This is a genomic window from Saccharolobus shibatae B12 (assembly GCF_019175345.1).
Lineage (GTDB): Archaea > Thermoproteota > Thermoprotei_A > Sulfolobales > Sulfolobaceae > Saccharolobus > Saccharolobus shibatae.
On the sequence record NZ_CP077717.1, the window covers coordinates 992,108 to 1,014,217 of the forward strand.

The 22,110-nt window shown below is 34.7% G+C and carries 23 protein-coding genes; 13 read left to right on the forward strand and 10 right to left on the reverse strand.

Going from position 1 to position 22,110, the window contains the following annotated elements:
• Positions 1–34: 34 nt before the first annotated feature.
• The 4 genes from udg to J5U23_RS05520 all read left to right on the forward strand — a co-directional run bounded on the left by udg (position 35) and on the right by J5U23_RS05520 (position 3,268).
• Entirely contained in the window at positions 35–685 is a 651-nt protein-coding gene (udg, locus tag J5U23_RS05505) for a type-4 uracil-DNA glycosylase (RefSeq protein WP_218259818.1), read from the forward strand.
• A complete protein-coding gene (locus J5U23_RS05510; RefSeq protein ID WP_218267219.1) occupies positions 636–1,421 on the forward strand; it encodes an SDR family oxidoreductase in 786 nt (261 codons plus the stop codon). The genes udg and J5U23_RS05510 overlap by 50 nt, the downstream gene beginning before the upstream one ends.
• 110 nt (positions 1,422–1,531) lie before the next feature.
• On the forward strand, positions 1,532–3,019 hold the full coding sequence (locus J5U23_RS05515) for an ATP-dependent nuclease (RefSeq protein ID WP_218259820.1): 1,488 nt from the start codon (positions 1,532–1,534) through the stop codon (positions 3,017–3,019).
• 3 nt (positions 3,020–3,022) lie between these two features.
• The gene (locus tag J5U23_RS05520; RefSeq protein ID WP_218259821.1) at positions 3,023–3,268 is read left to right on the forward strand and encodes a TIGR00304 family membrane protein; all 246 of its coding nucleotides are present in this window, start codon (positions 3,023–3,025) and stop codon (positions 3,266–3,268) included.
• A 21-nt stretch (positions 3,269–3,289) separates the two neighbouring features.
• Here J5U23_RS05520 and J5U23_RS05525 read toward each other — a convergent pair whose 3' ends face one another.
• Positions 3,290–4,573 (reverse strand): hypothetical protein, encoded by a 1,284-nt coding sequence (locus J5U23_RS05525; RefSeq protein ID WP_218261375.1) that lies wholly within the window; start codon positions 4,571–4,573, stop codon positions 3,290–3,292.
• A 47-nt stretch (positions 4,574–4,620) separates the two neighbouring features.
• Here J5U23_RS05525 and J5U23_RS05530 point away from each other — a divergent pair, with 47 nt between their 5' ends.
• A complete protein-coding gene (locus J5U23_RS05530) occupies positions 4,621–5,046 on the forward strand; it encodes an NUDIX hydrolase (protein ID WP_218267220.1) in 426 nt (141 codons plus the stop codon).
• On the opposite strand, the gene cysS is transcribed toward J5U23_RS05530, so the two are convergent.
• From cysS to J5U23_RS05545, 3 genes are read right to left on the reverse strand one after another with little or no spacing between them, the layout of a single operon-like run.
• Positions 5,027–6,439 carry a cysteine--tRNA ligase gene (gene cysS, locus J5U23_RS05535; protein ID WP_218259824.1) on the reverse strand — a complete coding sequence of 471 codons (1,413 nt, stop codon included), beginning with the start codon at positions 6,437–6,439 and terminating at the stop codon, positions 5,027–5,029. The two genes, J5U23_RS05530 and cysS, sit on opposite strands and share 20 nt — an antisense overlap.
• A 12-nt stretch (positions 6,440–6,451) precedes the next feature.
• Entirely contained in the window at positions 6,452–7,342 is an 891-nt protein-coding gene (locus J5U23_RS05540; protein ID WP_218267221.1) for a bifunctional phosphoglucose/phosphomannose isomerase, read from the reverse strand.
• Positions 7,335–7,772, reverse strand: a complete 438-nt coding sequence (locus tag J5U23_RS05545; protein WP_218259826.1) for a hypothetical protein — start codon at positions 7,770–7,772, stop codon at positions 7,335–7,337. The genes J5U23_RS05540 and J5U23_RS05545 overlap by 8 nt, the downstream gene beginning before the upstream one ends.
• Positions 7,773–7,824: 52 nt before the next feature.
• On the opposite strand from J5U23_RS05545, the gene cdr reads away from it, so the two are divergent.
• From cdr to J5U23_RS05570, 5 genes are all read left to right on the forward strand, one after another.
• Positions 7,825–9,150 carry a CoA-disulfide reductase gene (cdr, locus tag J5U23_RS05550; protein ID WP_218267222.1) on the forward strand — a complete coding sequence of 442 codons (1,326 nt, stop codon included), beginning with the start codon at positions 7,825–7,827 and terminating at the stop codon, positions 9,148–9,150.
• 74 nt (positions 9,151–9,224) lie between these two features.
• Complete coding sequence (locus tag J5U23_RS05555; protein WP_218267223.1) at positions 9,225–10,343, forward strand: DNA double-strand break repair nuclease NurA; 1,119 nt, start codon at positions 9,225–9,227, stop codon at positions 10,341–10,343.
• Positions 10,340–12,169, forward strand: coding sequence for an ATP-binding protein (locus tag J5U23_RS05560; RefSeq protein WP_218267224.1), 1,830 nt, complete (start codon positions 10,340–10,342; stop codon positions 12,167–12,169). The genes J5U23_RS05555 and J5U23_RS05560 overlap by 4 nt, the downstream gene beginning before the upstream one ends.
• Before the next feature lie 24 nt (positions 12,170–12,193).
• Positions 12,194–12,583 carry a hypothetical protein gene (locus tag J5U23_RS05565; protein WP_218267225.1) on the forward strand — a complete coding sequence of 130 codons (390 nt, stop codon included), beginning with the start codon at positions 12,194–12,196 and terminating at the stop codon, positions 12,581–12,583.
• Complete coding sequence (locus J5U23_RS05570; RefSeq protein WP_218261380.1) at positions 12,561–13,517, forward strand: acyl-CoA thioesterase; 957 nt, start codon at positions 12,561–12,563, stop codon at positions 13,515–13,517. Before J5U23_RS05565 ends, J5U23_RS05570 begins: the two co-directional genes overlap by 23 nt.
• On the opposite strand, the gene J5U23_RS05575 is transcribed toward J5U23_RS05570, so the two are convergent.
• A complete protein-coding gene (locus tag J5U23_RS05575) occupies positions 13,478–14,566 on the reverse strand; it encodes an MFS transporter (RefSeq protein WP_218260226.1) in 1,089 nt (362 codons plus the stop codon). The two genes, J5U23_RS05570 and J5U23_RS05575, sit on opposite strands and share 40 nt — an antisense overlap.
• Positions 14,567–14,619: 53 nt before the next feature.
• Here J5U23_RS05575 and J5U23_RS05580 point away from each other — a divergent pair, with 53 nt between their 5' ends.
• A complete protein-coding gene (locus tag J5U23_RS05580) occupies positions 14,620–15,399 on the forward strand; it encodes an SDR family oxidoreductase (RefSeq protein ID WP_218259832.1) in 780 nt (259 codons plus the stop codon).
• 10 nt (positions 15,400–15,409) lie between these two features.
• Positions 15,410–16,153, forward strand: coding sequence for an exodeoxyribonuclease III (locus J5U23_RS05585; protein ID WP_218267226.1), 744 nt, complete (start codon positions 15,410–15,412; stop codon positions 16,151–16,153).
• Here the strand turns inward: J5U23_RS05585 and J5U23_RS05590 are convergent.
• Positions 16,145–17,812: a protein kinase domain-containing protein gene (locus J5U23_RS05590; RefSeq protein ID WP_218267227.1), complete on the reverse strand. Its 1,668-nt coding sequence runs from the start codon at positions 17,810–17,812 to the stop codon at positions 16,145–16,147. The two genes, J5U23_RS05585 and J5U23_RS05590, sit on opposite strands and share 9 nt — an antisense overlap.
• 238 nt (positions 17,813–18,050) lie before the next feature.
• Between J5U23_RS05590 and J5U23_RS05595 the strand changes: the two genes are divergently transcribed.
• Entirely contained in the window at positions 18,051–19,589 is a 1,539-nt protein-coding gene (locus J5U23_RS05595; protein WP_218259835.1) for an APC family permease, read from the forward strand.
• On the opposite strand, the gene J5U23_RS05600 is transcribed toward J5U23_RS05595, so the two are convergent.
• Genes J5U23_RS05600 through cbiG form a run of 4 tightly spaced genes read right to left on the reverse strand, consistent with a single transcriptional unit; the run spans position 19,560 to position 22,110 of the window.
• Positions 19,560–19,949, reverse strand: coding sequence for a HEPN domain-containing protein (locus tag J5U23_RS05600; RefSeq protein WP_218259836.1), 390 nt, complete (start codon positions 19,947–19,949; stop codon positions 19,560–19,562). The two genes, J5U23_RS05595 and J5U23_RS05600, sit on opposite strands and share 30 nt — an antisense overlap.
• 47 nt (positions 19,950–19,996) lie before the next feature.
• Positions 19,997–20,401: an acyl-CoA thioesterase gene (locus J5U23_RS05605; protein ID WP_218259837.1), complete on the reverse strand. Its 405-nt coding sequence runs from the start codon at positions 20,399–20,401 to the stop codon at positions 19,997–19,999.
• A gap of 49 nt (positions 20,402–20,450) precedes the next feature.
• Positions 20,451–21,134 (reverse strand): cobalt-precorrin-7 (C(5))-methyltransferase, encoded by a 684-nt coding sequence (locus J5U23_RS05610; RefSeq protein WP_218259838.1) that lies wholly within the window; start codon positions 21,132–21,134, stop codon positions 20,451–20,453.
• Positions 21,121–22,110, reverse strand: coding sequence for a cobalt-precorrin 5A hydrolase (cbiG, locus tag J5U23_RS05615; protein ID WP_218259839.1), 990 nt, complete (start codon positions 22,108–22,110; stop codon positions 21,121–21,123). The genes J5U23_RS05610 and cbiG overlap by 14 nt, the downstream gene beginning before the upstream one ends.

Here is a 22,110-nt window from a genome sequence, read left to right on the forward strand (position 1 = left end):
GGATAATGAAGAGAATTATCCCCGGCTGAGAATTATGGATACCTTGGATCTTGTTGCGGAAGAGGTAAGAAAATGTCAAAAGTGTAGATTATGGAAGTATAGGAAAAACGCTGTACCTGGAGAAGGTAATAATAAAGCTGAGATAATGTTCGTAGGAGAAGCCCCTGGCGAAAACGAGGATATTGAGGGTAAACCTTTTGTTGGGGCTGCTGGTAAACTGTTAACGAGGCTTATAAACGAGGTATTGGGTCTAAGTAGAGAGGACGTATTTATAACGAATTTAGTTAAATGTAGGCCTCCAAATAATAGGGATCCGGAGGAGGACGAAATAATTGCTTGTTCACCGTATTTACATAGACAAATTGAATTGATAAGACCTCGCATTATAATAACTTTAGGTAGGCATTCCACATCTTATCTATTCCAGATAATGAACATAAAAATGGAATCCATAGGGAAAGTTAGAGGAAAGTTTTATACTTGGAATGGACATGAATATAGGATTCTGGTATTCCCAACATATCATCCCGCTGCAGCTCTTTATAATCCACCCATTAGAAAAATACTAGAAGAAGATTTCAGAAAAGTTAAAGAAGCATTAAGTTCAAAACCTATTTCTTTAGATAATTTCTTGTATGGATCTGGGAATAAAGGGGAAAAAGGTAATAGTGACAGCAGCAAGTAAAGGTATAGGTTTAGCCATAGCCAAACGTTTTTTAGAAGAGGGCGCGAAAGTAATTATTTCATCTCATGAAGAATCAAATCTAATAAAAGCCTACAATAAACTAAGGGAGATTTATGGTGACAATGTAAGTTATATAAAGGCAGATTTGACGAATCCACAAGAAGTTAAGTATCTCGTTCATGAAGGATATAGAAAACTTGGAGGCTTAGAGGTTTTAGCTTACGTTACCGGTAGTCCAAAACCTGGAAATTTATTCTCCTTAACAGATAGGGATTGGATAGATGCTTTTAACCTACTTTTACTCAGTGCAGTTATTGCAGTCAGAGAAGCTGGTCAGCTAATGCAAAGCGGAGGTAGGATAATTCTATCTACATCAACCACATTAAGGCAACCTATAGATAACCTCGATTTATCAAATGTTGTGAGACTCTCATTAGCGGGCTTAATTAAGGTTGCGTCAAGGGAACTGGGACCTAAGGGAATTTTAGTAAATGGAATAATGCCTGGTTGGACAAAGACGGAAAGGCTGCTTCAGATTGTGAGAGATAGAGCGATGAGGGAGAGTAAAAGTGAAGAGGAAGTTCTTAAGGCGATTGTCGCTGATGTACCTCTTGGTAGAGCAGGAGAACCAGAAGAGATTGCTAACATTGCAATATTTTTGGCATCCAATCTTGCTACTTATGTTAACGGTACCTTAATACCAGTAGATGGAGGTAGCATAAAAGGAGTCTTTTAAGCGTTTTTGCAGATAATACTCCGTTTTTTCTCTCACAATAGATTAACGTTAAAGAAGCCTGCTAACGATTATATTTTATTCTGCTAAGTATTACCGTAGAGTGATCTGTAGTGAGGATTACTGAATTTTACGTGTCGAACTTTAGGAGTCTCAGTGAGGTGAATTTAAAGGATCTAGGTGGGTTTAACATAGTCGTTGGCTATAACGGATATGGAAAAACTAATCTACTTTCATCCATCTTCTTATTTATTAAAAATTTGTCAGCAGGAATAGAAAAAAGGTCAGTAGAAGATAGGAATCAAGAGTTTATATTATTATGGCAAGGTTATGATGTTTCAAAACCTATTATGATAGGAGGAAAAGTGGAATTTTCGCCCGAAGAAGCAAATAAAATCGTAGGTAAAAATCAGAAGATAACATTAGAGATAGTAAATAAAATGAGGTATAATAATAAGTTTGTAGAATGGAATTTGGATACTCTTTATATAAACGGATCTCCTCCGGGAGAGGACGATTTGAAGGTTGCAAAGAAACTGGCTGAATACGCTTCACAAGCCATTGAGTATGTGCCTATCTTCGATCAGGCGTACTTTGACGAAACGTTGAAGAGAATGACTGATATGAATAAGTCACCGATTAACTTAAGAAAGTACTGGTATGATTTCGTTAATTTGGTAGCTGCAACAATACCAGAAGTTAAAGGAATGGAATTTTGGGATGGAAGAAGATTGGTACTTAACGTATATAATTTGCCGATATATATAGATTTGGCTGCAAGTGGTTTCCAGAGAGTCATACTTATGTTATTTATAATCTGGCTCAGTGGAAATAAGATATTACTAATTGAAGAACCAGAGGTGAATATGCATCCAACTCTTCAAGCTAAAATCATGAAATTAATTAAGAACTGGACAGATAATAACATATTACAGTCTTTCCTTACTACACATTCCCCATACATCGTGGAAATGCCAGCGGATAGTTATGTCGTTATGAGAAGAGTTAACGGAAATTCCACTGCGATAACAGTGAAACCAACAGCAGATTTAAGGGGTACTATAAGCTTGTTAAATGCCAGTTTAAGTAGTATCTTGTTTAGTAGGATTATAATACTGACAAGTGAATTAGCAGAACCCTCTGTAATAGTGAATTGGTTAAAGAGGCTTAACATAAATGTGGAAGATAATGGTATATCTGTCTATAAAGTATCATCAGACTTAGAATTACAACATTGGCTCAAATTGAAAAATATGTTGAACCTGGACGTGATATTCCTTGGATTATGTGACAAGCTTGATATGACCTTAAAGGATTATTGCGTTCCTTTAAGTCGTGAGGTGGAGAATTTTTATAGTAAACAAGCCCTATTAGAGGTCTTGAGAAGGCTTGGCATATATCCAGATGAGAAGGAAATAAGAGATTTAGGCAAAGAGGAAAACTTGAGATGGATTATAAATGTTTTGAGAAAAAGAGGTATAGAGTACGAGAAGCTTAGGATGTCTATAGGAGAGCTTATAACTAATGCTGACACGATTGAAATACCTAAGGAAATAGAGATATTAGCAAATAAAATTAAATCCCTCCAAGCAACACTATAAATTATGGATCTTAGTATCTTATTCGATATAGGCATTTTCCTTATATTTATAGGGATAATTCTTCTTTTCGTAGGTATGATACGTGAAGCTAGCAAATCATCTAATAGGGATCAAAAAACACAAGTTGGTGGGGTAATTTTTATTGGTCCGATACCGATAGTGTTTGGCTCATCAAAGGGTATAGCTAAATGGATGCTGATAGTCGCGGTAATATTGTTCATTCTAATGGTGATATTTTACATCTTGTAGCGTGATTATGATAAAAAATTATTAATCCTTTTTACGTAATATTACGAGTACTGCTACAATTATTATGGTAATTACTATAGAGATGGTAAATGACAGATTAGGATTAATTACTTTGAATGGTAATGAAGTATTAGTATAGTTAAATACGTTAGGATAGGTCTCGTATGGACTTATATAATTGTTACCAACGAAGCTTAGGCTAAAAGATGGAATTTGTGTTGTGGAATTAATCATCTCAACTACTTCTTCCTTTATTAGTGTTCCATTAGGCGTGAAGTATAGAACTTGTTGTACTTGATTTTGTGAAATGTTATGAACGTACTGGTATGCTATGAAGTTTCCAATAGGAGTAGAAACTTTACTTTCACCAACTAATGTGAATACGTTATTATTCCACGTAATGTTTTTTGCACCTACATTCAGCGTAAAACTAGTAGGTATGTTTTGTGGTTGGTTAATATATAATACGAAATTTACTGAATCTCCCAATAATGAAGCCGGCAACGCTAATTGTTGCCCTGCTCTCATCTGTATTTGAGTTATCTGTGCAGTAATAGTATCATTTCCCAGGATAATTGGATAACTTATTTGCAAATAACCTTCAGGGATAAGAGAGTTTGATAATGTGGAGTAGTTGTACACGGCGTACAAATACGATCTATTTAGGAAGCTCGTATATTGACTGTTGGTTATAGAGTTTAGCGGAATGGTTGATAAGTTCGAGAAGGAATACAAGATTAATTCTAAAGATCTATTTTCTAATTTTGATACTATACCATTTCCAAGTATATTTACACTTATTTGTTGATTGTTTATATTTACTGAGTAATTGTATGAAGTATAGTTTACTCCATTAATAATACTGAACGTCTTACTTTTATAGACTAAGGCTATCGTCTCATTTGGTGTTATTATTCCGTATGAAGTATTATAAATTAGACTAGGTTCTATGAAAGGATAATAAATCGATAATGGTTGATATAACAAATTTACCTCGTACTCTCCTTTCTTAATATAAACACCATTTCCTAGTTTTAAACTACCGTTAGTGAAGTTCCCACTTATATTAACGTAAATCACATTTTGAACAAATTTAGTCACCTGGTAAGTTAGCGTATAATTATAAACATGTGTTATCGTCTTATTTTCAACAGTAGTACTATTTATTAGTTTTACAGTGTATGTCATGGAAGTAGGTATAGTTATGGAGTTAATGATAGTAGTGTTAGCTTGCGAAATTACCAATGACCCTAAAATTCCCCACATGGTTATTAAGGCCAAGATTGCAACTGTTGTTGATCTCATACACAATACACCACAAATTACTTAATATTAACTTTTATCGTTATTTTATGGATAGGCCGCTCGTAGCTGTAGGTTGTCTTATTGTTGAAGAAAATAATGTTCTTTTAGTTAAAAGAAAGAACCCACCAAATGCTGGGTTATGGGCAATACCAGGTGGTAAGGTAGAGTATGGTGAGACGTTGGAGGATGCATTGAAGAGAGAGATGAGGGAGGAAACTGGACTTGAAATAGCTGTAGGTAATATTATATCTATTGTGCAAGTAATAAATGAAGGTTATCATTATGTGATTCTAGACTTTGAGTGCAAACCAATAGGTGGGAAACTTCGTGCCTCCAGTGATGCCTTAGAAGTAGAATATATACCTTTCAATAAACTGAAAGATATACCAACTACAAAAACCACTTATGATATGTTAATTATGTACTTTAAAGGGGAAAAGGCACCATACTCCATTATTCAAATCTCCAGGTAGACTTGTCCTTACTATCAAGTATTCTAACTCCAGCCTTTAGTAACTCCTCCCTTATCTTATCGGAGATTTCATACAATTTCATTTGCCTTAATTGATTTCTTATATCTACAACTGCGTCTATTACTTTATACATCTTATCGTAGGTAGGATAGAACTCCTCATCCATTACTCCAAATACCTCATTGAATTGTCTAAGCGCCTCGAAAGCTAACATAGCACCAAGGAAATCTCTACTATACTGTAAAGTGGAGAATACTAATCTCACTATCTCATGTATATATGACAAGGCAGTGGAAGTGTCGAAGTCGTTACTCATTGCCGTATGGAAACTATCTAAATTATTAAGTATTTCTCTAGATACTTTGATATCATTATCTTTTGCATAGAACTTAGGCCCCTCAGATATTATGTTTCTAATTATTGCCATTGAATCCTTTATTCTCTGCAACGCGGATTTTGCTTGCTCTAGGGCTTCTTCAGAAAAGTCTATCGGTGACCTATAATGAGACGTTAAGTACCAATATCTTAAAACTGAGGGTCCCCATTTCTTTATAGCTTCGTTTAATGGTATTATATTGCCTAAAGATTTACTCATCTTTTCTTTTCTTATAGTCACAAATGCACTATGAACCCAATATGAGACCCATTTCTCCCCAGTTAACGCCTCAGTTTGTGCTCTTTCATTTTCATGATGTGGGAACACTAAATCGGCTCCTCCTCCATGAATATCAAATCTCTCACCTAGATACCTAGTTGACATAGTCGAACACTCAATGTGCCACCCAGGCCTTCCCTTACCCCAAGGTGATTCCCAATAAGGCTCACCTGGCTTCCATGCTTTCCATAACGCGAAGTCATAGGAATGCTTTTTCTCCTTAACGAATTCTTCTCCTTGATTCCATTCTTCTTTTTTAGTGTTTGAAAGTTCCCCATAATTAGGATAAGTATCGACGTCAAAGTACACACTACCGCTAGGTGCTACATACGCGTGCCCCTTATCTATTAGTTTCTGTACGAAGTCAATGATTTCCTTTATGTGCTGTGTTACGCGAGGGTGTATATCTATTTTTACTTTGAGTTGAGATAACATGTCCAAGTAATCCTTTGTGTAATAATTAACGATTTCGTTCCAATCTTTTCCAGTATCTTGGGATTTTTTAATTATTTTATCATCAATATCTGTAATATTCTGAACCCTAATGACTGTATAACCTTTTAACCTTAAATATCTTGAAATTGCGTCAAATACAACGAAAGTTCTTCCATGGCCTATATGAACGTAATCATAGACTGTGGGACCACAAATATACATTTTCACTAAATTCGGATTTATTGTACTAAATTCCTCTAGCTTTCTCCCCAGCGAATTATATACCCTTATTCTGAAGTCCATTATCAACTCACGCTAGTTTATTCTAAATAATTTTGAAGTTAATTGTCTAGCTTTTGGTATATTATAGAGTTTATCCGGTTTTTCATTAATTTTTTTAGCCATTTCAAGTGATGTAACCCCAGCCAATGCTAGTAGGCTAGAAATATTCTTTAAATCATTACTAAAATACGGTTTTATAACTATTGAGTTTAATACATCTTCAGTAATTTTGTCTATTTCCGAACTTTCAACAATGACTGATACAAGGGAAGGTCCGTGAACATAGCTTTCTATTTCATTATGGTTTATCTCTGGTATTTCGCCATAAAACGCAGGGTGCTTAGCGTTCTCATTTATTTCTTGTTTGAATCTTTTCGCTATCGCCAAGTATTTTGACGAGTAAATTACAGGAATTCTATTTATTAGCAATTCAGCCAATCTTGAAGCATCTGCCTTTATTTTCTCTTTAGCTTCTACTACTCCCTCTTTTAATTCGGTCTCATTTATTTTGATTCCTCTTTTTTTGGTAGTCATTTTTATTAAGGGTGTGAAAAGATATGGAAAAGCATATCTTGTCTGAAAACCTGATGGTACATTGATAAGTTTCAAACTCTTCTCTTTAGCAAACTTTTCAAGTATCCCACCAGACGTTATTATTATGACTTCAGATCCAGCTTTTACTGCATTTTCTACATCAACTATTGTCTCTGAAGTAGTCCCAGAATAACTTACGGCTACTAATGATTCTTTTCCCGTGAACTTTCTCTTGAAGGAAAGTTCAACGCCTAAGATATTTGCTATTTCTCCAACGATTCCACTTCCACCAATTCCGGAGAATACTATGTTATCGTTCTTAATTTCATGAATGGGAATTCTATATGCCTCATCAAACATTCTATCCCAATTAAGGTAAATTTCATCCACCTTTTATCACCACAGATATAGACATTGATGGAGGATTAGAGGACATGTTAACAGTTATTGTATCTATACCTAGCGACTTATTGTTTTGCTTTAGTGCTATGATCATTTCCGAAATAGAGAACGCTAGTGAATCTATAATATTCTCTATATTTTCTGAAAGTTTACTTCTAGAGATCATGGAGAAAACCGCTGGTTGCACTAAGTAACCGAAGATTGAGTTAACTCGTTGTGATATTTGAAAAGTGTAAGAGAGTACATCATCCCATCTCTTTTCATCAATACTTTTAGAGAAGGATTCGAATAGAGATTTGGATTTTGACAATTGGTTTTTTAGGAATCTTAAAAGATCTAATTCATTTATTCCTAGTTCACTCTCATTTATTTTATTCAGCTCAGCCATAGTATTATCTAATCTTTCAACAGCTTTCATGTGATATATTTAGACCGTAAATATAATAAGGTTTCTGTGAATTTAATCAGTTATGGAAAGGCTTATTATTATAGGTGGTGGAGCTGCTGGAATGACAGCTGCCTCGTGGGCTAGAAGGCATAAGCCAAATATAGATATAACAGTCTTTGAATCCACTAAGATGGTCAGTCATGCACCTTGTGGTATTCCCTATTTTACTGAGGGTCTTTTTGACGATGAAAACTTATTCATGACATATACTCCAGAATATTTTGTTGAAAAGAGAAAGATAAATGTTAAGATAAATTCTAAGGTGGAGGAGGTAGATTTAAGATCCAGAACTATCACAGTAAGGGAAAATCAGGAAAATAAAAAATACGAATTTGATTATCTATTACTTTCAACAGGTGCTAAACCCAAAAAGCTAAATGCAGAGGGAGACAGAATTTTCTATGTTCATCATCCAGCAGACGCCTCATACATAAGGCAAAAATTATGGAGTTTTGATAGGATTGCAATAATTGGCGGGGGTATATTAGGCATTGAGATGACAGAAGCACTAAGAGCTAGAGGAAAGAAACTTGTTTTGATTCATAGGGGAAAATATTTGCTCAATAAAATGCTCGATGAAGATATGGGTAAGATAATAACAGATAAAGTTGGAAGCGAAATAGAGCTAAAGTTAAATGAGAGTTTAATAAGCGTTACAGAAAAGGGAAGACTCATAGTAACAGATAAAGGAAAATATGAGGTAGATGCTACCGTAGTTGCTATAGGAGTTGAGCCAAATGTCGATCTAGTTAAAGATCAGCTAAAAATAGGGGAGACTGGCGCTATATGGGCTGATAACCATATGAGAACGAGCATCGAAAACGTTTATGCAGCTGGAGATTCAACAGAATCGATAAATATTATTACCAAACAACCCGATTGGGTTCCCTTTGCGCCAGTAGCCAATAAAATGGGTTTCGTAGCTGGGAATAACATAGGCGGTAAAGATGTAACTTTCCCTGGAGTAATAGGGACGATGATAACTAAATTTGAGGAATACGTTATAGCCAAGACTGGTATTACCGAGAACGAGGCTAAACGTCACAACATCAAAACAGTTTCAGCTACAGTCCATCATAAGACTAGGGCTAGATACTACCCTGGATCTAAAGATATCATAGTGAAGTTAATCGCCGAGGCTAATACTATGAGAATAATAGGTGCACAGATTATAGGAGAGGAGGAGGTTCTAGGAAGGTTAAATATGATGGCAGCTGTTATTCAAAAAGGTTTCACTGCAGAAGAGTTATTCTTTGTAGAAACGGGATATGTTCCACCCGTAAATAGAGTATGGGACGCGGTTACTTTAGCAGCGAGAAAACTATATACTGGCATTAGCGGGGAATAGACCTAAGCTTTCTGGGTCTTCTTTCAGTATTACCTCATATTTAAATATTACCATAATAAAATATGATATGAAAGATGGCTAAAAAGTTAGAGCTTCAAGTATTACTAAAGGACATAATCTCAAACTATATTGTGAATTATTTAACCTCTTCCAGTAGTATGAGTCTTGGGGTAGAGAATCTAGTTGGAGAGGATGATAATAGTGGAATTTTGGTCTCTCCTTTGAATGAGTTTATTAAAGTTGTCAGCGCTGAATCTAATCAATCTTTAATTTATTCATTAGATGGAAGTAGTAGGAGTTTTATTTCGTCAAAAGGAATTATTAGCGTTGCATCTGTTGTAGTTTCATCAACTATTTCTCCTATTTTTGGAGTATATCCTCCCATTTCTGGTTTCCCCGAATTGGATTTGAGAAAGCCCTTTTTAGCATTAGCATCCTCTGCTCATCAGAGTCCTTTATTACCCTTCTTTTATAGCTCAGAATACGTTACAACCTTATCTCTAGACGGATCTTTCTTTACTTCAGTGAATTCTCCAGAAGAAATCGAGACTGAAATAAGGACTATTCTTGAAACCGAAGCTCTTAAAAAAATACCAAATGATGGTTCTGTTATATTAGATGGTCCATTAATACCCCCGTTGATTTTCTTGAGAAGTAAGGTTAGAGACGACGTATTGAACTTACGTTTAGAAGCCATAAGGGGGAGGAATGTGATCGGTATTGTTAAGAGGTTAGACAAAAGCCGATTATTAATTTCTAGTCTCTACAAATTGTCATCCAAATTTATGGAGAAATTTAGAATAGATCCGAGGAGGTATTTCAGTGACGAGTCGTTTATACTTGATTTAATAAAAGCTAATTTATCACCTCCTTATTCTCCCATATCTTTAGGTCCCATATTGAGAAATATAGGTAACACGCCAGTTTATGTTAATTACTTAATTTATCCTCTTCACCCTTATGTTTATAAATTTGCCATATTGAGGGTAGAGAGTCTTAGTAATGATTCTAGAGTTATAGACCAGTTATCTTCATTAAAGTTCACTAAAGACGGTATTCCATTTGTACTCGCTATCGCTGATAGAACGGCAAAGGAGATAACCAACGCCATATTAAAGATTGTTATGACCTCACTAGAGAGTATGGGATTACAAGCCAGTTTTTACAGTAAGCTTGAGCAGGTGAGAATTTGAGCTCAGATGTTCCGTTATACAACGATATAAAAGACAAGATATCTAAGGCAAGGGCACTAGCCATAACGTTGGGTGATTTGGTAGGAAAGGTTTCTAGATATGTTCCTAGCAGAGTTGATGAGGAAAATAATGTGGTTAACGTAACTATAGATCCCAATACTTATTATAAGTATCCTTTTCTAGGTAAGATAGGTATCTTCTTAGGAGCTATAGATATAAAGACACTGTACTTTGTTTTGCTAAGAGTTATAGGTTATGAAAGAAACGATGCCTCTTCTTTATTCATTGGAGATTCTAATGTATTAAATAATATTGGATTAAGTGATGACGAACCTGGATCATTAATAACTAATGTTACTCTTAAATGCGAAATGCTAACTAAAGTAGACTTTCTTTCCTCTTCTGAGCCTGACGCTGCTGATATCATATTAGAGCCACAATCACCTGTGATAATACCTAAGCCAGAAGTCATAGAGAGATCTCTAGGTACTACCAGAGGTTTGTTAAGATTAGGATTTTTAGACGTCGCGTATAGTAAGGTTAGAGTGAGCACAAGCCTTGATGATCTGAATTTTCATATGCTTATATTAGGTACTACGGGAGCAGGTAAAACTTCATTCATAAAAGACCTAATAGCTGGACTTAATGTAGCTAATGAAGAGGGTAGTAAGATCTTTATCCTTGATGCAACTGGTGACTATTATCATATTTTCCTTCCTCCGGATAGATCCGATAAGGTAGTTATGAGGGGCGTAGAGGAGTTTAATCAACTTTATGGTGCAATAGTTAAGGGTATAAATCTTGACATTATTTACCCTGTCAGTAAATCGTGGGTGAAAAAGTATCTAGGTGGTGCCAAATCCGCTGGATCCATAGCGAAAGTGTATTTTGACATGTTTGTAAAACCAATTCTCAATCACTTGAATAACAAGGGTATTTCCATATACGCTTCCATAATAAATAATAAAATAATTATTTCCAATGCAGAATGGTCATCTCAAGTTACAATTTATCCATTTTATTTTAGATTTAAAGATGTGAAGACAATTTTACATAGGCTTAATCCTTATTTTACTGAGCAAGCATCACATTTTATAAAAATAATGATAAGAAAAAAGGGTAAAGATATCGGAAAGCTAGAAGATCTGATAGATTTATTTAATGAGAATAGCTTGGAAGGTGTAGAAATTCATAGAAGCACAAGGGAAAACATAGTCAGAGGTTTATATTTACTAAAGGAGACCCAACTTTTTGATGTTGGTGTAGAGCGGTTTCCATTAAGCAAGATTCTTAAAGAGTCTTCGTCATCTACACTAGTTTTTGATCTATATAATAGTGAGCTTGATGATTTCTCACAGAAAATTTTAACATATTATTTCCTAGACCGATTATTTGAATTTAGAGAGAGGCAAATGCGAAGTGGAAACGTAAAAGGAAGGAACGTGATAATCATTGATGAGGCTCATAGGTTCTTTCCATCGTCTAAAGGAGGAGAAGAGGATACTAACTATATTAGAAGAGTTGCGGGCAAAATAGCTACCATGATGAGATTAGGTAGGAGGAGGAAAATTGGTTTCGTGTTTGCCACTCATAATCCTAATGACTTAAGCGATATAATTATACAGTTAGCAAATACTAAGATTATATTTAGAATTAAGTCAGAAGTGGCTGAAACTCTAGGTCTATCTAAGACTGAGGCTAAGATTCTAAACTGGGAGAGAAATGGTGTAGCCTATTTGCTTACACCTTGGCTTAGAGAAGGTAAAATTAAGATAAAAGCTCCGGTGCCTCCTCCATTAGGTCATTATGATTTGTCTAAAACATAAATACTATTGTACTAAGTTAGACTAGTGGAGTCTAACTTAGAAAATGTTATAAATACGTTAAAGAGAAAGAAAGATAAGGAAATTGTTATAGAGTTTTTGAAAACCGTTAGGAAATACTTGCCACCCTCAGACGACTTTTCCATAACGTTATGGAAATCGGGAATTTATGAGTATATTCTAGATAGGAATGGTGTAGCAATTATGAGAATAGCTGAAGACGAGTATTTACCTTATATGTCAGCATATGAGAAAAGAATAGATTACTCGCAACTTCCGGATAATCTTGTAAACAACCTTGATTGGAAAGGAGTTTTAAGGCAACTAAGGGATATAGCCTTGGAGTATGCAAAAAGAGATAAAAATTTTGACAAAATAGCTGATATGGTTAATCATGTCATACTTGAAAATCTCTGATACTACTATTGAAACATTTAGATTTATCCATTATGAACAATCTAACTTTTTAAATAGACTACATGGGGGTGACATGCTATTCTTTCTAGTAGAGGCTGGTATGTTATCTGCTACTAAGGTTGCGATGGGTACTACGGTTTTAGCCTCGCTTGACGATGTTACATTTAAAAAACCAGTTAAACTAGGCGATATAGTTAAAGTAAGGGCTGAAACGGTATATGTAGGTAATACTTCGCTTGAAGTAGAGGTCAGTGCGTTTGATAGGGATGAAGAGGTTGTTTCAGCTTACGCTACATACGTTAAAGTTGACGATTTGCTAAGGCCCGCTCCAGTTAACGTAAAGATCATAGCAGAAAGCGAAGATGATAAGAGAAAAATGGATGAGGCAAAGAGGAGAAGAGAGAATAGGCTATCTAAAATACTAAATAGACAGAAGATGAGGTTTTATGTGGATGATATCACTGATGGATTAAGATATAGGATAAGCAATGTGGTCCACGTATCCCCAGAGTTAACATATGATGGCAGAATAATGTCAGCTGGTAAACTACTGAAACTTATGGATGATCTTGGAGGGATAATTTGTTTAAACTATATAAACTATAACAGTAAAAATATTTATGATAATGTTTTCAACGCCGTAGTCACAGTAGCGGTAAAGGGATTAGCGTTTTACTCTCCCATAAGACTTAATGATATTGTAACAATCAGAGCAGGACTTATTTATGTAGGTAACACTTCTGCCGACATCTTAATTAACGTAATTAGAGAAGATGTAAATGGTACAAAGGAACACGTAGCTACTGCATATTTTACATATGTTAGAGTTGATAAGGAAGGAAAACCCATTAAAATGCCAGAATATGTACCCGTTACGGAAAGAGAAAAAAGACTTCATGAAGAAGCACTAACACGTAGAGGTTTGCGTAAATAAATATATAGTAGGAATAATGAAAGCGCGAAAGAATAGAACGAAATTTGATACCCAGACACTATATTGTTAGTAGAACCCGATAAGAATCCTCCAACAACATTTGCTATATCTTCACTGACGTTGAATATTCCAATAATTGTTGCCTTATTTCTCTTTAACCCCTTTATTAATAGTGAGAAGAAAGAGATATTATATACTGGAAATAATGGACCGAAGACCAAGAATAATAACATAGTTCCTTCATATATTTTTAATCCCATAAGAATTATGTAAACTAACGATAAAACTATTAATGATCTAGCAAATGTTACTAATAACATAAAGTATTCTTCCCTCCCTTTAACCACGCTTATTCCTTTACTGTAAATCACTTCTTCTATTAAATAAAGGAAAGTATAACTGAGGAATATAACGTAAGACGGATTCAACATTAAATAGTTTAAAGGTACGAATAAGGTATAGAATATTTCAGCTGCCATATTAAACCAGAAATAAGATATAATCGGAATAAATAAAATTCTAAGTAATTTGTTCCTATCAGCAACATCATAATTAATCCCACCATCATATTTAGGAATATGAATTACATTGAAGATAAGGGAAACTGAAAAGAATATAAGTATAAGGTAGTCGTTATGATAAAAAGCAGAAAGTAAACTACCAGTAACATTTCCGGCTAATGAAATTTGAGATAATCTAGTATTTCCCAAAACTAATTTTTCCTGGGGAGTCGTTTCAAGCAGTATTGCCGAATATATAGGACCATCCAATGCTGAAACGAATCCACTTAATTCGTAAGCAATTAATTTATTGTAGTGATATACTATGCCAATAACTACACCAAATAACGAGAGCATTACAGCGTATTCCTTTCTTAACCTCGTCTTATCAATTAGATAACCCCATATATAAGATCCTAACGCATTTAACGCATTATAAATCCCAGTAATTACACCTAATAAGATCAACGATTTAGTCTCGCTATAGAACTCTACAGGGAATAATAGACCTATCATTGTGAAGCTCGTTATGACAAAGTATTGTCCCATATACTTTCTAATCACAATATTTCAACTAGTAAAGCAAAACGTTAATAAGAGATATGGTAGTGTCTTATCATATGAGGTTTAAAGACAAAGTTATTCTGATAACTGGAGGTACTAGAGGGATAGGAAGGGCAATAACGGAAGCGTTTTTAAGAGAGGAAGGATTACCGGTAGTCCTTTATAATTCCGCGGAAAATGAGGCTAAAAAACTAAGAGAGAAAGGGGTTTTCACAATAAAGTGTGATGTGGGAAACAGAGATGAAGTTAAAAAGGCTAAAGAGGTAGTTGAGAAGGAATTTGGGAGAGTTAATGTAATAGTTAATAATGCGGGAATAATGGTCCTGATGCCATTTGAGGAATTTGATGAAGAGAAGTATAACAAGATGATAAAAATTAATCTGAACGGTGCGATATATACCACTTATGAATTTCTTCCCTTATTAAAGGTATCAAAAAACGGTACAATAGTTAATATAGCTTCAAATGCAGGTATCGGAACTGCTGCTGAAGGTACTACATTTTACGCAATAACCAAAGCAGGCATTATAATTCTTACAAGAAGGTTAGCCTTCGAGTTGGGAAAATATGGGATAAGAGTTAACGCTATAGCGCCAGGTTGGATAGAGACTGATATGACGTTGTCTGGAAAAAGCCAAGAGGAGGCTGAGAAATTGAGGGAGTTATTTAGGAATAAGACAGTTCTAAAAACTACTGGAAAGCCCGAGGATATAGCAAATATCGTATTGTTCTTAGCGAGCGATGAAGCAAGGTACATTACTGGGCAAGTCATAGTTGCAGATGGAGGGAGAATAGATAATTTAACTCATTCGTTATAATCTTCTAAATGTGAAGATAGCAAGTTGGAATATTAATGGTATACGTGCAGCTTTAAAGAAAAATCTAATAGACTTCATAGAAAATAACATGTTTGAAGTGATAATGTTTCAAGAAACTAAAGGTGATATAGTCCCACTTGATTTTATTATGATGGGTTATGAAGTAATTTCGTTTCCAGCAAAGAGAAAAGGATATAGTGGAGTGATGACATTAACTAGAATAAAGCCCATAAATGTGATTAAAGGTCTTCAAATTAAGGAATTCGATGATGAAGGAAGAACAGTTACCTTAGAACTGAAGGACTTCTACGTGATTAATGCGTACTTTCCTAGGGCAGGAGATAACCTAGAAAGGTTGGACTTTAAGCTAAAATTTAATAATGAAATTGAAAATTTTGTTCTTAAATTAAGAAAAGTTAAACCTGTAATACTTTGTGGAGATTTCAACATTGCACACCAAAATATTGATGGAGCTTTTTCTGACTCAACAATTCCTGGACTTACACCACAAGAGAGATCGTGGTTCTCTCACTTTCTCTCTTTAGGTTTCATTGATACTTTTAGATATCTACATCCAAATGTTAGAAAATATAGTTGGTGGAGTTACATGGGAAAGGCTAGGGAGAGGAATTTGGGACTAAGATTAGATTATTGTATAGTATCGGAAGAGTTAAAAGATAGGATAAAAATGGCTGATATTTTGATAGATATACAAGGCTCAGATCACGCACCTATTATCTTAGAATTAACGTAAATTATATTCTATAGTAGTATAGATTGTTCTAGCGTTAGTTCTTTGTAATAGCATGTCATACATGAGGTTAACTAACCATGATGGTATATTATTTATTTTAGGTAATATGGCGTACTGCCTAGCGAGTTTTAGATTATTCAAGTAATTTCCTCTACCCATTTGAAATTCTTCTATCGCCTTTTCTATTAATTCATAGTATTCTTTAGGATATACGTAACTATCGAATAGAAGCTTATAGGCTGTTGCGCCCAAGGCAAATACGTCCATACTAGGTAATGCCCCTTTATTCTTTAGCATAGCAGCTTCTATTTGATCTATAGGGCAATAGAATTCCGTAAATTCAGCGACACTTTCGCCTATTCTACTGGCTGAGCCCAAATCTCCTAATTTAACCACCACTTTACCACTAGTTAAATTACTGAGGATTTCTTTCTCTTCACTACCAGGGAATTTACTGAAATAGATATTTTGTGGTTTTACATCTAAGTGAACATAACCAGATGAATGGATAATATCTAACGCCTTTGCTACATCTCTAATTATTATTCCAACAATTCTATACCAATCTTTACTTCTACTTATGTTTAAAAGCTGTAAAGCATTACCGCCCTCCATTAATTCCATTATTATATAAGGTGGCCTAGTTAGGTAAAGATAGCTCTCCCCTTTCTCAATTTTCATTATATTGCTAATATCTATTTCACTTATTGTGAATAACTGTACTGCATTTTGAGTTTTGTTTCCAATCTCTTGTAAATTGATAAATTCCCTACTAAGATCAAATATTATATTACTAGCACTAATCCTAGTCTGTCCCGGGGTGGTCTTACTAATCTTCGGAATTTTCATCGCATATAACATATCTCCCCTCTTAACTTTTAACACGTATGAGCTGCCACCTATGGCTATTATATCAATAACTTCGTATTCATTTATCTTATTTCCTATCCATAACTTTGGATCCCAGTTGCTAATATCTGGTATTTTGCTAATTTTTGTGAAATAAATTTCCAATAAGTTACTACTTATAATTCCACTATTAGGCTTTGGCATATAAGTATTATATCCTTCTAAAATACTATCAACATAGAAGCTAGGTTTTTCCTTGTTAACTTTTACTTTTGCTTGAGAGTCGGAAAAAGTGTATTTTTGTCCTTCAATATTAATGTTCCATTTTAGGTTATTTGGCAAGCCATAAACTTTTATCAAGATAGTCCTTAGACTTACTCTCCACGCTAATAATTGTATAGTATTGCCTATCTCATAAAATCCTATCAAAACCCAACTCATTAGAAATTTTGGAATTAATTCCGCCAAGAAGAGATTATACACATACAATACGATGTAAGATATTGATAGTGAAATAGCTATAATTCCATATTTTCTTAGAGTCTTGTATTTATAAGCCTTATAAAGAAATATGGAAGCTAGAAAATAAGATATGGCAGAAAGTGGTAGTAGAGAAGGGGAAAATATGAAAGGAGAGTATAATGTAAATGTATAGAGTATTCCAGCTAATGTGGAATATCCAATTGAAGAAAGGGAGCCTAAGGCTATCCCATACATTATGTATCCAAGAAGTGGAATGATAGTTGATACCAATATACCATTTTTAGCGAGAACGAATCTCACTTCATTACTTTTTACCCCTCGTCTCATTATTTTCGTGTATGAGTTAAAGTTAAAAATTTCTATTATAGCCCTTGGATGAGATTGACACGAATAAACTATTCCAATTAAGATAGGTCATTTTCCATAGATAATTAAGATCTTATTGTTATTAGTATCATGAGGTTAAGGCTAAATTTATTTATCTAAGTAAATCCCCTAGTGAAGATTCCCAGTTAAATTTTTGTGTCTAAGTAAAATTTATTAATCAAAAGTTTAGAGTGGCAATATGGAAAGAAAGCAGGTCTTTGTGAGGGAAACTTCTGGTCTCATAAAGCAAGTATCCCTTACTGATGCGGTAATGCTCAATTTAGCTAACATGTCAATAGGCATAGCCTTGTTCCAATCCATATCTCCCTATATAACACAAGGTGGAGTGCTATGGATGGCATCATTGATAGGTATGTTCTTAGCGTTACCTCAAGCGCTAGTTTACACCATATTCAACAGAAAGGTTGGAAGAACGGGTGGGGATTACGTATGGATATCAAGGAATTTAGGCGGAATAATAGGTACAATTTTCGCAGTAGCATATCTTTTGGAATCAACTGCATTTTACGCTATCATCTCATTCTTCTCGGCGTCATCAATTAACTCTGCGTTGCTGACAATTGGCTATCTTAACCATCAAAATACGTTAATTTATGTTGCTGAAAATGTGATCGTTAATCCTTATGCCACTCCAACGCTTCAACAAAGGCTAATATTCTATGGAATTTCAGCACTTGCGTTTGTAATAATAGTGCTTATAAATATTCTACACTCCAAATGGGGGTATAAGTTAGTTACAGGTTTAGGAACGTTCTCAATTCTTACTGTAATACTCGCGATGATAATAATTGCAATTAACGCTAAGCATTTTAATTCTTCAGTCATACCTTTACTTAAGGACTTTAACGTAACTGTATCATCGAACCTGCCTAAAACTATATTACCTTATTCAATATCATTACCGGCTACACTTTCTCTCTTACCTCTCTTTGCACTCTACACATATCCTTGGATGAATGCCGGTCCTGCAGTATCTTCGGAGTTTAGGGGAGATAAGGTCTCCAAATTCAATGTGTTCTTCTCGCTATTAATTACTGGAATTTTAGTAACATTAGGATTTCTGGAAATGGATGTTGTTGGTGGGTATTACTTTAATTTAAACGCCTACCCATCTGCGATTTATAACTTTTGGGCAGTAGCTATGGCGTTATCCTTAAATCCAATTATAGAATGGATATTGGGACTTGGGTTAATACTCTGGAATTACTTCGTCTTATCATATGGTGTCTTAGTATTTTCAAGATATGTATTTGCCCTATCATTTGACAGAGTATTTCCTGAGAAATTCTCGCAACTTAACGCACATGGATCTCCAGTTTACGCTCACCTCCTGGATATAACCTTAACGCTACTATTCCTCTTAATTCCAGTATTTTCAATAGATGCTGCCGTATCACTATATGGTGCTTCTATAGTTGGAATGTTGTATTTCTTGGCAGTAGGTATTTCAGCCATAATATTTGGACAGAAGACTAAAAGTGGATTAATGAAGATTGCAGGTATCTTAATGACGATTTATTTCGTATATCTGACCTATGAAGCTGCGACAAATCCCTTGTTCGGTTTCTCAACGACGTCTGGTGTTAATATTATCACTTTGTCATTTGTTCTTGGGTCTTTTATATCGGGCATAATAATCTGGAGTATAACTAAGTACATGAATTCAAAGAAAGGAATAGATCTATCGTTAACTTTTAAGGAAATTCCTCCAGAGTAGGTCAAACATTTTCTCAGAGAAAGTAATCAGTTTCTCAATATCCTTTTCATTAAGCTCCAAGGGTATTGAATATCCTAATCTAATTTTGATGTCGTCTAATAATCTGATGATATCCCTTTCTTTAATTCTAATTTCGGAGAGTCTATCATCGTGTGAATATCTCGATATTACTCTAAAAAGCCCATCAAAATCAAGATACCATGGTATGTCAGCCCCTAACTTGATTAATGTTGCATTTAGCATTAAGTATAGAGACTCTTCGGCAGCTATTGCTGCTATTTCATAAAATCCTGAATTAAAATTGAATTTTGATGCACGTAAAAGCTCATTTGCCCTTTGGAATAATGGTTCTAAGTTCATAATATTAACAATTAGATTACGCTTTTTAAGTTCTTTACGCCTAGTCTTTACTTTATTGACAGTTTATCCATAATTTCCTTGGGCATCTCAGTTGATTTCCATATTTTTGGATTAATTGCTATTTGTATTAAATATCCTTCAGTTGTCAGTTCCCCATCCCTCAAAATCCTAAAGTCAAACTTTATCGTTTTATTAGACAAGATTTTTGGGTTTAATAAAATAGTAAGCCTGTCACCTAACTTGACTGGTTTACGGTATATGGCATGGGATTCCGCTATAACAAACCACAAATCTTCATTGACTATGGGATATGGTATTCCAACTTTTTCTTTAATAAATTTTTCTATCGTATTGGTAAAAAATCTATAATATGCGGCGTAGTGTGCTATACCTTGAGCGTCAGTATCATATATTCTAACTACATCTTCAAAAACATATTCGATATTCTCCATGTTCTATGCGTTATTCATCATGGTTTTTATCTTTTTACTCTAAAACGCACTAGGATTTAGGAAATATGGCCATTATTGTAAGGTCACTGAATTCATTGTTTTCATTCAATAACGATACTAAGTTATCATAATCCCTCCTTCTCTCATCATCGTAACTGAGTTTCTCAAATACCACTATTCTACAGTTTAAATTATTATCATAGAGGAATTTAGCTACTTTTTGTGGCCCATCTTTGTAAGGTTCTGGTATTACCACGGCTACACGACCCATCTTCAATATGTTAAGAAGATCATTCAAAGATTTCGATATATCTCCCCTTACATGTAAGGTTACAAAGCCAATAAAATTTATGTCAAGACCCAGTCTAGAAAGGGCAATATTTAGAGAGGATACTCCAGAGATTATATTTACCTTAACACCTTTACTTGCAGCTATATTCTTTATCTTTTCCACAAATTGCCAGTCAGATACTGAAGGATCTCCATGATCAAGTATTGCAACGTTCTCAGTTTTCCCTATTTCAATAATCTCTTCTAGCGTTTCACTCTCTTTTTTATATGTTAATACCACCGTTCGTTTACCTTCCAATATTGGCCAAAATCTTTCTAAGACTGATTTCCATCCGGCTACTATTGAACTATCCTTTATGGCCTTATATCCCTTTAATGTAAGATACTCTGGATCTCCAGGGCCTACTCCAATGATGTAAACTGGAATTTCACTCACCTTCATAAGTTGCTACTGCAATAGTGGAATTTCTACTTATGGTTATTTTTCTCAATATCAATTTTGAATTAATTCCACCAGCTATTAGGGCGGAAATTTCAGCTACCCCTTTCAAGCCAACTTCAATGAGGGTTTTGCTAGGAGGAGTAAGGCATGGATTTGTAAAGTTGTTTATCTCCTCCTCGTTTACTAATCTAAATTTAACATTAAATTCATCAGCAATTTTCTTGACCTCTTTTCGAATAGACGCAATTATGCCAATCCTCTCTCTTTTTAAGTTAAGCCTCTCTAGTACTTTGTATATTCCATCTCTAATCTCATCTATTTTCACGTCTTTTTTAGACCCTACACCTATTGATATCTTTAGTGGTTTCAGCCATACTACTATCTTATCCCTATACTCCTTATCGTTCCTCAACGATACGATGTAGTTGCACTCCTCACTATTTATCCTTATATTTTCGGGGAACGTGAAGTTAATATCGACTCCATCCACACAAACATACTCATCTCTCAATAGGACTGCATTTATCTTAACGATATTTTCGGGATTTAATATTTTCGCAACTAAAATGTTCGCTATCTTTTCAACACTTAACTTACCTTTTAATTCAGCAGCTGTGGTTATTATCGGTGTTGAGTTTAAAATTACAGATAAGTCTCTTGCGATATCGTTAGCACCCCAATGGCCACCAAGAAGGGGTATAACGTAATTTATTTTATCGTCAATACATATTATTGCAGGATCCTCGGTCTTAGACTTCGCGTATTTGCAAATAATCCTAGTGGCTCCTTCTAGTGCCATTACAAATATAATCGCATCATAACATCTCCATACTGTTTCGATATCTGCGTCCTTATACTTAAAATGGACTACGGGTATCTCAAATCTTTTTAGCTTCTCCTTAACTATTTCGCCTGCTTTGAAACCGTCTTCAGAGGCTGAGATTATGGCAATTCCTCGCCATAAGTTTTCTATCAT